Genomic DNA, 12,684 nt, shown 5'->3' on the forward strand with positions numbered 1-12,684 from the left:
CGCAAAACGCTCGGCTGGAGAACCCCAGCCGAGCGCCTGCGTGATCTACTGACAGCCGCGTAAACCATCAGGTGTTGCGAGGACCCCGAGAATCCGCCGTACGGGCCGGGGGCTCTGCCGCGCTCGGCTCAGCTGGTCTTGACGGTGACCTTGCCGCCGATGATGTCCTGCTCGGCCTTGTTCACGGCCTCGACCACGTCCGTCATGGCCTTGTACTTCGGGTTGGTGTCGGCGAAGCCCACGCCGTCGTTGGAGAGGCTGCCGCGGACGACGCCGGTGAGGGGCTTGCCCTCGTAGACGGACTTGACCAGGTTGTAGACCGCGCCGCCCACGTTCTTCAGGGCGGAGCCGAGGATGTAGTCCTTGTAGGCGGCCAGCGCGCTCTGCTTGTACTGGTCGGAGTCGACGCCGATCGCCCACACCTTGTTGCTCGCCGCCTCGGAGATCACGCCCTGCCCGGAGAGGCCTGCCGCGTGGTACAGCACATCGGCGCCCGCCTCGATCTGGCCACTGGCCGCGTCCTTCCCCTTGTCGGGGCTGGAGAAGCCGCCTTCCTGCGCCGTCTGCGTCAGGTACTGCGACTCGATCTTGATCTTCGGGTCGACCGACTTGGCGCCCTGGACGTACCCGGCCTCGAACTTGTGGATCAGCGGAATGTCGACACCGCCGATGAAGCCGATGTGGTTCTTCTTGGAGGCCTTCGCCGCCGCGACACCGGCGAGATACGACGACTGCTCCTCACTGAAGACCATGTCGGCGACGTTCTTGGCCTTGGCCTTGTCGTCGTCGATGATCCCGAAGGTGGTTTTCGGGAACTTCGCGGCAACCTGCTGAACGGCCGGTCCGTAGACGAAGCCGACGCCGATCACCGGGTTGTAGCCGGCCTTGGCGAGCTGCTCCAGGCGCTGGACCTTGTCGGCGTCGGACTCGCCGTCCTGCGGCTCGATGTCCCGGCCGCCGATCTTGAATTCCTTCTCGGCCTTCTGGAATCCGGCGTAGGCGGCGTCGTTGAACGACTGGTCACCCTTGCCGCCGATGTCGTAGGCGAGGCCGATGCCCTTGCCGCTGTACGAGCCGGAGGACGAGTCGCTGCTCTTGGAGCCCGAGCTGGACTCGCCGCAGCCGGTGGCCGCGAGAGCGACGACCGCGACGGCCACCGCTGCTTGGGAGAACCTGTTCCTCCGAGAAATCAGACGCACAGCAAGCACCCCTTCGTCCCCACGGCACCGTCACCGGCCCGCTTTCCCGACTGCGCCGCCTCAGGTGGCGATTGCGGCGCACAGTAACGCGCGTAGAAGGGGAGGGGAACGGGGTTCTCAGGGGCCGTTATCGATTCGTGCCGCCAACGAGTTACAACCTTTTACCGGCGGTTACGCCCGCGTGACACAAATGGACAAAGGGGTGTCGACCGGCCATCCGATGGACACCCCGTCGCCCTACGCCGTTCGGGTCGCGGCGTCCAGCAGGACCGCCGCGGTGAAGAGCTCGACACCGACCGTGATGGCCGACTCGTCGACGTCGAAGTCGCCCTGGTGCAGATCGCGCACCGTGCGCTCCCCCGGCGGACGCACGCCCAGCCGGGCCATGGCGCCGGGCACGTGCTCCAGGTACCAGGAGAAGTCCTCGCCGCCCAGGCTCTGGTCGGTGCTCTGCACGGAGTCCTCGCCGCGCCGCGCGACCATGGCGTCCCGCAGCAGGTCGGTCACGTCCCCGTCGTTGACGACGGGCGGGACGCCCCGGACGTAGTTGATCTCGGACTTGGCGCGGTGCAGGTTGGCGACCTCGTCGATGGCGGCGACCACGATGTCGGGAGCCTGGCGCCAGGCGTCGATGTCCAGGCACCGCACCGTCCCGGAGAGTTCCGCGTGCTGCGGGATCACGTTCGGGGCGTGGCCGGACTCGATGCGGCCCCAGGTCACGGCGAGCCCGGCGCGCGTGTCGACGCGGCGGCCGACCAGCGCGGGCACGTCGGTGACGACCCGGGCGACGGCGGTGACGAGGTCGGTGGTGAGGTGCGGTCGCGCGGTGTGGCCGCCGGGGCCGTCGAGGGCGATTTCCAGGCGGTCGCAGGCGGAGGTGACGGCCCCGTGACGCAGGCCGACCATTCCGGCGTCGACGCGGGGGTCGCAGTGCACGGCGAGCATCCGCCCGACCCCTTCGAGCACCCCGCAGTCGATGGCGTCGGCGGCCCCGCCGGGCAGGACCTCCTCGGCCGGCTGGAAGAGCAGCCGTACCGGCCGGGGCAGCCGCCCCTGCCGGTGCAGCTCGGCGAGGACCAGCCCGGCCCCGAGGACGACGGTGGTGTGCACGTCGTGTCCGCAGGCGTGCGCGCGGTCGGGCACGGTCGAGCGGTACGGGCACTCCGTCTTGGCGTCCGGGATGGGCAGGGCGTCGATATCGGCCCGCAGGGCGATGATCGGAGGCCCGTCGACCCGGCCCCCGTCGGGTACCCCGATGTCACAGACGAGTCCGGTCCCGACGGCGAGCACGCGCGGCTTGAGCCCGGCCTTCTCCAGCCGGGACTTGATCGCGGCGGTCGTACGGAACTCCTGGTTGCCGAGCTCGGGATGCATGTGCAGATCGCGCCGGAACGCGACGAGCTCGGCGCGGAGCGCCTCGGGCAGTTCGCCGGGGAGGCTCGCTTCCCCGGCCGGATCGACCTCGGACTCTGAGGACATCAATTGCGTCACCCTTTGAAGGGTAGGACGCCGAAGCCGCCAACTGGCGCGATCAACAAAAATTCAACCCCTTAGGGGAAGAAAATTTGACGGCCCGACGCATAGGAACCAGGGGTGATGGGTAAACTCCGTGATTTTCGGCACGTTGGCCGGATCGGCGGCGTTCACCCAACGGACATCACTTCTTTCACGGATACCACGCAACGTGTCCATCACGCCGATCTGTCCGATACTCGGGATCGGCGCCCGGACTCCGGGATAGAGTCCACGGGCGTGAGCTACCCGGATCCCGCCTTCGTCCAGGCCACGCGCCTGTCCTACGACGCGATGGCCGACGAGTACACCGCCCGCTTTCCCGACGGCCTCGGCGAGCGTCCCGTGGACAGGGCGCTGGTCACCGCGTTCGCGGAGGTGGTGAGGGACCACGGTGACGCGCCGGTCGCGGACGTCGGGAGCGGGCCCGGGTACGTCACCGCGCGGCTGGCCGCCCTCGGACTGCGGGTGTTCGGTGTCGACGTCTCGCCGAAGATGGTGGCGCTGGCCCGGTCGGCCCACCCCGGGCTGCGGTTCCACGTCGGTTCCATGACGGCGCTGGACCTGCCGCCCCAGACCCTCGGGGGCATCGCCGCCCTGTACTCGACCATCCACGTACCGGACGACCACCTCGGTGCCGTCCTCACCGAGTTCCACCGCGTCCTGGTGCCCGGCGGTCATCTGCTCCTGGCGTTCCAGACGGGCGAGGAGGACGGCCATCTGCTGATGACGGAACGGTTCGGCCTGCAGATATCCCTCGACTACTACCTGCGCGCCCCGCAGACCATGACCGCCGCGCTGACCGAGGCCGGCTTCGGCCTGCTGTCCCGTACGGTGCTGGAGCCGGTCGGCGAACAGCGGCTGCCCCGGGCATACGTGCTGGCGCGGAAGCCGGAGTAGGGCCCGCGGGGGCCCGTGGTTCTACGTGTGATCCGCACGCAGTTTCTCCGCCCGCTCCCGTGGGTCGTAGTCGGGGCGGACGCCTTCGATGATGAGGACGTCCCCCTCGATGTGGTCGGTGCGGAGGCGCAGGATCTCCTGGTAGGCGGGTGAGGCGTACCAGGCGCGGGCCTCGGTCAGACCGGGGAACTCGATCAGCACCATGCTGCCCGGCCAGGTCCCCTCGACCACCTCGGTGGGCGGTCCGTGGATGACGAAGCGGCCCTTGAAGGGGTCGAGGGTGGCCTGGATGCGCTCCAGGTAATCGAGGATGTCGGGGTGGGGGCGGCGGCTGCGCAGATGGGCGAAGCCGTAGGCGGGCGCGGTGGACACGGGGCTCCCTCGGTCGCTCGTTCGGGTGCGTCCCGGAGGGGGACGCCCGAATGCGAACGTAGGCGCGGCCGGCCGCCCACGGCCATTACCGCGGAGGTAACGCGCCCCTACACCGCGCGGACCATCGACAGCCGGTGCACGTCCCGCGCCGTTCCCGTGACGCCGGAGAGGAAGCCCTGGGCCCTCGGGGAGGCGTTCTCGGTCAGCCAGGCGGGGTCGATGTCGCAGACCGCGACCTTGACGTCGGTGCCGACGAGGGCCAGCGGCAGGGTGTGCACGACCGTCGACGGAAAACTCAGGATCGTTCGGCCGATCGGGCCACGGCGGGCGATCAGCTCCAGCGGCAGGTCGGGGCGGACGATCTCCAGGCCCGTCTCGGCCGCCAGCCGGTGCAGCTTCTCCGCGCTCTCCCTGCGGTGCGCGAAATAGCGGGCCGCGCCGTGCGCGTGTGCCAGCGCCTTGACCGCCTCGAGGTACCGGTCCCCGTCCACCACGCCGGTCTCCACCAGCGACGTGCCGACCAGGTCCGCGCCCTTGGTGATGCGGGGCGGGCCGAAGCGGCCGCGGGTCCAGGCGAAGTCGTTCGCGGTGACGGTCACCCCGTCCGGCGTCTCCTCGATCGGCATCGAGGAGAAGACCTCGACCGTGCGGTCCCCGCCCGGCGTGAGCCGGCGCCGGGCGGAGGACGACACGGGGGCGAAGAGCAGGTCACGGGGTCCGGGGCGGCCGCCTTTGCGGTGCCAGCGCACGAGTCGTTCGCCCCGGGAGAGCTGGCCGACGAACTCCATCGTCGCGGTGCCGTCGTCGACGACGACCAGCTCGCGGGCCCGGGTGATGGTCAGCAGCAGCTGCACGTACCGGGAGAACGGGTCCCCCATGACCACGCGCCGTGCCCGGCGCAGCAGCGAGGTCAGGCCGCCGATCGTCTGGAACGGGGCCGCGGGACCGCCGCGCGCCTCCTCCCAGCGGACCTCGTGGCCCTCCTCGCGGGCCAGCTCGGCCATGCGGCGCAGCTGACCGCGGGTCATCGGGTCGTTCGGGGACAGGACGACCAGGGTGAACCCCGCGCAGGGCCCTTCCTCCGTCCGGAGCGTGGGGGCGTGTGCGTGCGCCCACTCCAGCACGTTGAGCAGCTGGACCGGACTCTCGACGAAGGCGAGGGTGTGGGGGGTGTGGCCGGACTTCCCGGCGCGGGGGCTCATCGGCGTGTGACCGTCCCGTAAGTCGGAGTCTTGGGGACTCACACCGCCACCGGCTCGCCCGCCGCCGCCGCGATCTCCGCCTCGGCGACGGCGCCGGCGACGCGGCGCAGCTTCTTCATCGGGCCGAGCTCGGAGTCGTAGACCTTCTTGACGCCGTCGCCGAGGGAGGCCTCGATGGTGCGGATGTCGCGGACGAGGCGGGTCAGGCCCTGCGGCTCGACGGAGGCGGCCTGGTCGGAGCCCCACATGGCGCGGTCGAGGGTGATGTGGCGCTCGACGAAGGTGGCGCCGAGGGCGACGGCGGCGAGCGTGGTCTGCAGGCCGGTCTCGTGGCCGGAGTAGCCGATCGGGACGTTCGGGTACTCGGCCTGCAGGGTGTTGATGACGCGGAGGTTGAGCTCCTCGGCCTTCGCCGGGTAGGTCGAGGTGGCGTGGCAGAGCAGGATGTTGTCGCTGCCCAGGATCTCCACGGCGTGGCGGATCTGCTTCGGCGTCGACATGCCGGTGGAGAGGATGACGGTGCGGCCGGTGGCGCGCAGGGCGCGCAGCAGCTCGTCGTCGGTGAGGGAGGCGGAGGCGACCTTGTGGGCGGGGACGTCGAACTTCTCCAGGAAGGCGACGGCCTCGGTGTCCCACGGGGAGGCGAACCAGTCGATGCCGCGCTTCTTGCAGTAGGCGTCGATCTGGGCGTACTCCTCCTCGCCGAACTCCACGCGGTGGCGGTAGTCGATGTACGTCATCCGGCCCCAGGGAGTGTCGCGCTCGATGTCCCACTGGTCGCGCGGGGTGCAGATCTCCGGGGTGCGCTTCTGGAACTTGACCGCGTCGCAGCCGGCCTCGGCGGCGGCGTCGATGAGCTTGAAGGCGTTCTCGATGTCGCCGTTGTGGTTGATGCCGATCTCGCCGGTGACGTAGACGGGGCGGCCGGGGCCGGCCTCGCGGGTACCGAACTTGCGGATGCGGGAGTTGTTGCTCATGGCGATGCGTTCCTTACTTGGTGAGGGAATCGAGAGAGGGGCCGAGGATCCAGCTGGCGATCTCCCGGATCGCGCCGTCGCCACCGGGGACGGTGGTGACCGCGCGTGCGGCGCCGCGCACGACGTCGTGGGCGCTCGCGACCGCCACGGGCCAGCCCACGAGGGCGAAGCACGGGAGGTCATTGACGTCGTTGCCGACGTAGAGCACGCGCTCCGGCGCGATGCCCTGCTCCTCGCACCACTGCTTGAGGGCGAGGTCCTTGCGGTCGATGCCGTGCAGGACCGGGAGCTTGAGCTTCCGGGCCCGGGCGGCGACCACGGGGTTCTGTTCCGTGGACAGGATCAGCATGCGCAGGCCGCTGTCGCGGAGGGCCGCGATGCCGAGTCCGTCCCCGCGGTGCACGGAGACGAACTCCCGTCCGTCGGAGTCGATCAGCACCCGGTCGTCGGTCTGGGTGCCGTCGAAGTCGAGGACGACCGCGTCGATGTCGTCGGCGGTCGGGAGGGCGCCGGGCCGGTCGGCGTCGAAAAGTAGCGCCAGGGCCCGGGCGCGGGCGAGGTCGTGCGGGTCGTCGATCTCCAGCACGCGGGCCGGGTCGGTCCGGACGAGCTCGGTGTGGCCGAAGAAGCGGTGCTGGTGCTTGCGGAAGCCCGGCGCGTCCATGGCGTAGGCGGCGCCGGTCTCCAGCAGGTCCTGGGGGCGGTCCTGGCGGCGGGGGCGGAAGGACTTGTCGTGGTTGACGCCGTAACCGCCGGTCACCTCCCCGGAGGTGGCCTCGGTGTCGGCGTCCCTCCAGATGAATCCGTGGAAGGGGGCCACGGTCACGGCGGTGTCGGCACCGTTCTCGACGATCGCGCCGGCCACTCCGTCGAGGTCCTCGCGGACGATGAACGGGCTGGTGCACTGCACCAGCAGGACCACGTCGACCGCGGTGCCGTGCAGGGCCTCATGGGCGTCCATGGCGTGCAGGACGGCGGCCTCGGAGGTCGCGGTGTCACCGGCGATGGCGGCGGGCCGCAGCACGACCTCGGCGCCGGCCTGGCGGGCCGCGGCGGCGATGGCCTGGTCGTCGGTGGAGACGACGACGTCGGTCACCAGGCGGGAGGCGCGGCACTCGCGCACGGCGCGGGAGACCAGCGGTATGCCGCCGACGGGGGCGAGGTTCTTCGCGGGCACGCCCTTGGAGCCGCCGCGCGCGGGGATCACGGCGAGGACGCGGCGCACCCCAACTGATGTGTCGGACATGGGCTTTTCTCCTTGAGGGCTCACAGCTCACCCATCCGCCGGATGACGGGGGCCACCCGCTGCACGCCGTGCCGGTAGGCGCCGCGCGCCGCCCGGCGCACGATCTGCCGGACCGGTCCGGGGTCCTTGTCGGCGGCGGGGGCGCCGGGCAGCGGGCTGCCGTCGGGGCCGAGGTGGTGGCGGGCGAGGAGGCCGGGCAGATAGCCGGGCGCGGTCTCGGGCGTGTAGTACGGGGCGAGCGGGGGCAGTTCGGGCGTGGCGAGCAGCTTGGCGATCCGCTCGCGGGCCGCGTCGAAGGCGGTCTCGTACGAGCCTTCGGCGGCGACACCCTGCCGGGCGACCCACTCCGCGTCGGGCACCGGGCGGTGTCCGGCGTCGAGCTGGTCCCAGGAGGCGAGGCAGCCGGAGCCGACGAAGTGGTGGTTGCCGAGCACCTCGCGCACCCCGAGGTCGGTGAGGATCACCGTGGGGATGTGGCGGTGCAGGGACTCCAGGGCGGCCGTGGAGCTGACCGTGACGAGCAGGTCGGTGCGGTCGAGCACCTCGCCCATGTGCCCGTACACCAGGCGGAAGTTGGCCGGCAGGTCGGAGCGCTGCGCCAGCTTCTGGTAGGGCAGCTCCTCCAGGTGCGTGGTGTGCTCGCCGGGCCTGGAGCGCAGCTTGAGCAGCACCTCGCGCTCGGGGTGGAGCTTCGCGTGCTGTACGAGCCGGTCCAGGAGGTAGGTGCGGTCCTTGCGGCTGTCCGGTACGGAGGGCTGCGCGGCGAACACCACCGTGTAGGGGGTGTGTTCGCCCTCGTAGGCGGCTCCGCCCAGGAAGGGCAGGGCGACTTCGGTGACGGAGGAGGCGTCGGCGCCCACTCCCTCGTAGACGTCGCGGAAACGGTCCGCGTCCTGGCGGGAGTTGGCGAGGACGAGGTCCGCGCCGTGCCGCAGCAGCAGGCCGTCGGCGAGCTTCTCGTAGACGACGCCGACATAGCCGGTGACGACGACGGGCCGCTCGGTCCGGCCGTCCCAGGCGCGCCGCAGGCCGTGCAGCATCGCCTGGACGCCGCCGCCGACGAGGGAGAGGACGAGGACGTCGTACGACTCCTCGCTCATCGCACGCAGGAACTCCACGGCGGTCACCTCGCGCAGGGAGTCGGCGGGGACGCCGACCTCGCGGAGCTGACGGGGTGTGGGGGTGGCTCGGCCGCGCAGGAGATAGCCGTCCAGTCGGATGTCCGATTCAGCGGAAACGGTGCGCTTCGCGGTGAGCGCGCCCCATTTCCAACGGGTGTCGGAATCCGCGAGAACGGCGACTCGCAGGCCCTTCGTTGCACTTGCTGGCACGTCGAAGACCGTAGGAAGGCATTCCGTGCTTCCGCCCAACCTGAATGCAACAAACGGTTAACAGCACGTCGACGAATGGCGAATCGGGCCGTCAAGGACTCGCAAAAAGACCTGGTTCACTGCTTCGCCACATGCCGTTCACCTGGCATCAAGTCGACGGTAAAGACGAATGCCGGGGCCTGCGCCTAACGTCAACCCCGTGGTCAAGCTCTCCGTCATCGTGCCGTTCTACAACGTGCAGCAATACGCGCCAGACACCCTGAGGAGTCTGCGTGCGAACGCACGTGAGGACTTCGAATTCATCCTCGTCGACGACTGTTCGCGCGACGAGACGCCCGACATTCTCGCGCGCGCGGAGCGCGAGCTGCCCGGCGCGGTGTATGTCAGACACGCGAAGAACGGAGGGCTGGCCACCGCGCGCAACACCGGGATCGACAAGGCGCGGGGCGAGTACCTGACGTTCCTCGACGGCGACGACTGGCTCGCCCCCGGCTACTATCCGCAACTGGTCGCGGCCATCGAGGAGTTGGGCTGCGACTTCGTGCGTACCGACCATGTGCAGTGCACCGCGCGGGCGCGCAGCGTCCACCGGGTGCCGCACGGCCGGCGAGGCGTGGTGATGAACCCGCGGGACGCGATCCTGCCCGCCGACCGCTCCACCTCCGTCGACTACGCGTACGCGTGGGCGGGTGTCTACCACCGCCGGCTGGTCGACAAGGGGGTGCTGCACTTCACCGACGGGCTGCGCACCGCGGAGGACCGGCCGTGGATCTGGAAGCTGCACCGGGAGGCGGATTCCTTCGCCGCGGTGGGGCTGCTCGGCGTCTACTACCGGCGCGGAGTCGCCTCCTCGCTCACCCAGATCGGCGATGTGCGGCAACTCGATTTCATCCGGGCGTTCGACCAGGTCATCGCGGAAACCGCACAGGACCGCGAGGCGGACAAACTCCTGCCGAAGGCCGTCCGCACGTATTGCGCGATCATTTCCCATCATCTGGGATCCATCGAAAGGTTCGAGCCCGCGGTGGCGAGAAAACTCAAGTCGATGAGTGCCGTGGCGATGCGCCGTATGCCGCAGGACGTCCTGGACGAGGCGCTCGACTCCATGGACGTCCAGCGCGCGACCCGGCTGCGCCGGCTGCGCCGCCGTCCCGCCGCCACGGGGGTCGCCGCATGACCACGCAGATCTTCATGGCGTCGACGCTGTACGGCACCGCCACGCTCGCCGCCGCCCTGGACTCCGACTGCTTCCGCCCCGCCGACCGGCGCATCCTGCTGGTCTGCAACAACGCGGCGACGCCCGAGGTCTCCCCGGGCCTCGACGAGATGCCCGGATTCGAGCGGCTGCGCACCCGCTTCGACGACGTGGTGTCGTGGAACGAGACCATCTCCCCCTTCCACCCCGGGGGCTGGTCCCCGCGCATGGACGACGTCCCGCTGTGGGAGCGGCACCTGCGGCTGCTGTGGGGGCTCGGCGACGACGATGTGGAACTGGCCGTCGAGTCGATCCAGGTCCACCCCTCGCTCGGGTTCACGCAGATCTTCACCGGCGCGCCCGTCACCGTCTACGCCGACGGCCTGATGAGCTACGGGCCCACCCGCAACAAGATCGACCCGCTGGTCGGCACCCGCATCGACCGTCTCCTCCACCTGGACCTGGTGCCGGGCCTGACGCCATTGCTGCTCACGGAGTTCGGCGTCGCTCCGGAGATCGTGCCGACGGACGCGTTCGTGAAGGTCCTGGCTGAACTCGTCGACACCGGCGACGACCTGCCGGCCCTCGACGAGCCGGCACTGCTGCTCGGCCAGTACCTCTCCGCGCTCGGCATCCTCACCGCCGAGGAGGAAGAGGACCTGCACGTACGGATGTTGAAGGGCGCGGTGCAACTCGGGCACAGGCGCGTGGTGTTCAAGCCGCACCCCTCGGCGCCGGCCCGCTGGTCGCGCGACCTGGAGAAGGAGGCGGAGCGGCTCGGCGCCCAACTGACGGTGCTGGACACCCCGGTCCTGGCCGAGGTGCTCTACCAGCGGATGCGTCCCGCGCTGGTCGTCGGCTGCTTCTCCACCGCCCTGCTGACCGCGTCCGCCCTGTTCGGCCTGCCCGTCGCCCGGGTCGGCACGGGCACGCTGCTCGAGCGGCTGACGCCGTACGAGAACAGCAACCGGGTGCCGGTGACGATCGTCGACGCGCTGCTTCCGGAGCTGACGGACGGCGAGGCGGTCGCCGAGCAGCGTCCGGGCCTGGACACGGACGGACTGAACGACCTCGTGCGGGCGGTCGGCTTCGCGATGCAGCCGAAGATCTACCCGAGCCTGCGGGCGGAGGCCGAGGCGTATCTGACGCGGCATCTGAACACTCATACCTGGCGGTACTTCAAGCGTCGCCGCCTCACCTCCCTCGGTCTGCCGGGTGCCGTCCCGGCGCAGCTGGCCTTCATCCCGCGCAACGCGACGGTCCGCCGGGTGGCCCGGCGGGCCCGGTCGCTGCGGCGGGCGGTGGGCCGCTGACGCGGCGGGGCGACCGGGGCCGGACGGGGAGGCGACGCCCAAGTGAACGGGTGCGGACGGCCGGGCGAAGCCTTGCTTCGTCAGCAGAAGTCGACGTTTGAATCGAATTAGTGTGCTGTGGTCCTGCTGAGTCCCAGCGAGGGGAATCTTGTGATCGACACGCCCGGGGACACCCGTGTGACGTCCACGGGCACCGTGGTCCGCGCCGTCCTGCCGCCCGCCACCGACACGCCGGCCGGTCCGCCGCAGCCCGTGGCGCCCCGCAAGCCCCGGGAGACCCGGCTGCGGGCGCTGGACGGACTGCGCCTGGTGGCCGCGCTGATGGTGGCGGCGTACCACTACGGCGGCCGGGACGGCGAGATCGCGCACGCCTGGGGCACCTCACCGAAGCTCCAGTTCCCCACACTGCACGGGTACTTCGCCTACGGCTGCCTCGGCGTGCAGATATTTTTCGTGATCAGCGGCTTCGTCATATGCATGAGCGGCTGGGGGCGCCCCCTCCGCTCGTTCTTCGCCTCCCGCGCCGCCCGGCTACTGCCCGCGTACTGGGCGGCGATCATCCTCGTCACGGCGGTGTTCGCGCTGCCGGTGGTGACGTACAAGGCGGTCTCGCCGAGCGACGCGCTGGTCAACCTGACGATGATGCAGATGCCGCTGGGCGTGGACCGGGTGCTCGGCGTGTGCTGGACGCTGTGGGCGGAGGTCCGCTTCTACGCGCTGTTCGCGCTGTGTGTGGTGCTGCCCGGCGCCAACCGCCGGCGCGTGATCATGTTCTGCGCCTGCTGGACCCTGGCGGCGGCGATCGCGCAGGGCGCGAAGATGCCGCTGCTCGACATCGTCCTGATGCCGGAGTACGCGCCGTTCTTCATCGGCGGGGTCGGCCTGTACCTGGTGCACCGCGATCGGCGGGACCCGTACGCCTGGGGCATCGTCGTGGTGAGCTGGCTGATCGGCCAGCACTACGCGGTGGACCGGCTGTGGCACGCGTCGAACCCCGAGTTCTTCTCCTACCGCTCGTCCGTCGGGATCATGCTGGTGGTGACCCTGGGCTTCCTGGCCGTGACGGCGATCGCGCTGGGCTGGCTGCACTGGGCGAACTGGCGCTGGCTGACCGTCGCGGGCGCGCTGACGTACCCCTTCTACCTGGTGCACGAGCATCTGGGCTGGGTCGTCGTCGAGGTCCTGCACCGCAAGCTGGGCGTCCCCTCGTACGCCACCTTCGCGCTGACCGTCCTCGCGATGCTGGTCCTGGCGTGGCTGCTGAACAAGCTGGTGGAGGACCGTTTCACCCCGAGGATCCGCAAGGCGCTGTCCCGGCCGACGGCCCGGTAGCCGTACGTACGGCGGGAGTTGGCCCCGAATTCATCCGCAGCGAGGAGTGAAATCCGCCCGTCGGGCAGGCGCCAGGCAGTTCACGGCCGAACCAGGGAGCTCTTC

Annotated in this window: 11 protein-coding genes; 4 read left to right on the forward strand and 7 right to left on the reverse strand. The window is 70.4% G+C overall.

What is annotated here, in order from left to right; translation table 11 throughout:
- Positions 1–128: 128 nt before the first annotated feature.
- Positions 129–1,157 carry a BMP family lipoprotein gene (locus tag IG99_RS38950; RefSeq protein WP_078948179.1) on the reverse strand — a complete coding sequence of 343 codons (1,029 nt, stop codon included), beginning with the start codon at positions 1,155–1,157 and terminating at the stop codon, positions 129–131.
- 279 nt (positions 1,158–1,436) lie between these two features.
- Positions 1,437–2,678 carry a M20 family metallopeptidase gene (locus tag IG99_RS38955; RefSeq protein WP_037682854.1) on the reverse strand — a complete coding sequence of 414 codons (1,242 nt, stop codon included), beginning with the start codon at positions 2,676–2,678 and terminating at the stop codon, positions 1,437–1,439.
- Positions 2,679–2,951: 273 nt separating this feature from the next.
- Between IG99_RS38955 and IG99_RS38960 the strand changes: the two genes are divergently transcribed.
- The gene (locus IG99_RS38960; RefSeq protein ID WP_037682856.1) at positions 2,952–3,611 is read left to right on the forward strand and encodes a class I SAM-dependent DNA methyltransferase; all 660 of its coding nucleotides are present in this window, start codon (positions 2,952–2,954) and stop codon (positions 3,609–3,611) included.
- A gap of 21 nt (positions 3,612–3,632) precedes the next feature.
- Here the strand turns inward: IG99_RS38960 and IG99_RS38965 are convergent, their stop codons facing one another.
- The 5 genes from IG99_RS38965 to IG99_RS38985 form a co-directional block, all read right to left on the reverse strand.
- Complete coding sequence (locus IG99_RS38965) at positions 3,633–3,983, reverse strand: DUF1330 domain-containing protein (RefSeq protein ID WP_037682857.1); 351 nt, start codon at positions 3,981–3,983, stop codon at positions 3,633–3,635.
- A 107-nt stretch (positions 3,984–4,090) separates the two neighbouring features.
- Positions 4,091–5,185 carry a hypothetical protein gene (locus IG99_RS38970; RefSeq protein WP_037682858.1) on the reverse strand — a complete coding sequence of 365 codons (1,095 nt, stop codon included), beginning with the start codon at positions 5,183–5,185 and terminating at the stop codon, positions 4,091–4,093.
- A gap of 38 nt (positions 5,186–5,223) precedes the next feature.
- Positions 5,224–6,162, reverse strand: a complete 939-nt coding sequence (locus IG99_RS38975; RefSeq protein ID WP_037682861.1) for an N-acetylneuraminate synthase family protein — start codon at positions 6,160–6,162, stop codon at positions 5,224–5,226.
- Between the two features lie 13 nt (positions 6,163–6,175).
- Positions 6,176–7,408 (reverse strand): N-acylneuraminate cytidylyltransferase, encoded by a 1,233-nt coding sequence (locus IG99_RS38980; RefSeq protein ID WP_037682863.1) that lies wholly within the window; start codon positions 7,406–7,408, stop codon positions 6,176–6,178.
- 20 nt (positions 7,409–7,428) lie between these two features.
- Positions 7,429–8,739, reverse strand: coding sequence for a DUF6716 putative glycosyltransferase (locus tag IG99_RS38985; protein WP_037682866.1), 1,311 nt, complete (start codon positions 8,737–8,739; stop codon positions 7,429–7,431).
- A 199-nt stretch (positions 8,740–8,938) separates the two neighbouring features.
- Here IG99_RS38985 and IG99_RS38990 point away from each other — a divergent pair, with 199 nt between their 5' ends.
- From IG99_RS38990 to IG99_RS39000, 3 genes are all read left to right on the forward strand, one after another.
- A complete protein-coding gene (locus IG99_RS38990) occupies positions 8,939–9,916 on the forward strand; it encodes a glycosyltransferase family 2 protein (protein WP_037682869.1) in 978 nt (325 codons plus the stop codon).
- Positions 9,913–11,247 (forward strand): alpha-2,8-polysialyltransferase family protein, encoded by a 1,335-nt coding sequence (locus IG99_RS38995; protein WP_037682872.1) that lies wholly within the window; start codon positions 9,913–9,915, stop codon positions 11,245–11,247. Before IG99_RS38990 ends, IG99_RS38995 begins: the two co-directional genes overlap by 4 nt.
- A gap of 150 nt (positions 11,248–11,397) precedes the next feature.
- Positions 11,398–12,579, forward strand: coding sequence for an acyltransferase family protein (locus IG99_RS39000; RefSeq protein WP_037682874.1), 1,182 nt, complete (start codon positions 11,398–11,400; stop codon positions 12,577–12,579).
- Positions 12,580–12,684: the final 105 nt, after the last annotated feature.

It is taken from the genome of Streptomyces griseus subsp. griseus (genome assembly GCF_000720255.1).
GTDB classification, from domain to species: domain Bacteria; phylum Actinomycetota; class Actinomycetes; order Streptomycetales; family Streptomycetaceae; genus Streptomyces; species Streptomyces griseus_I.

Bases quoted from the DNA above. Each gene is read 5' to 3' on its own strand.
- IG99_RS38995 (WP_037682872.1), top strand. From the start codon at position 9,913: ATGACCACGCAGATCTTCATGGCGTCGACGCTGTACGGCACCGCCACG.
- IG99_RS38980 (WP_037682863.1), bottom strand. From the start codon at position 7,408: ATGTCCGACACATCAGTTGGGGTGCGCCGCGTCCTCGCCGTGATCCCC.
- IG99_RS38955 (WP_037682854.1), bottom strand. From the start codon at position 2,678: ATGTCCTCAGAGTCCGAGGTCGATCCGGCCGGGGAAGCGAGCCTCCCC.
- IG99_RS38975 (WP_037682861.1), bottom strand. From the start codon at position 6,162: ATGAGCAACAACTCCCGCATCCGCAAGTTCGGTACCCGCGAGGCCGGC.
- IG99_RS38970 (WP_037682858.1), bottom strand. From the start codon at position 5,185: ATGAGCCCCCGCGCCGGGAAGTCCGGCCACACCCCCCACACCCTCGCC.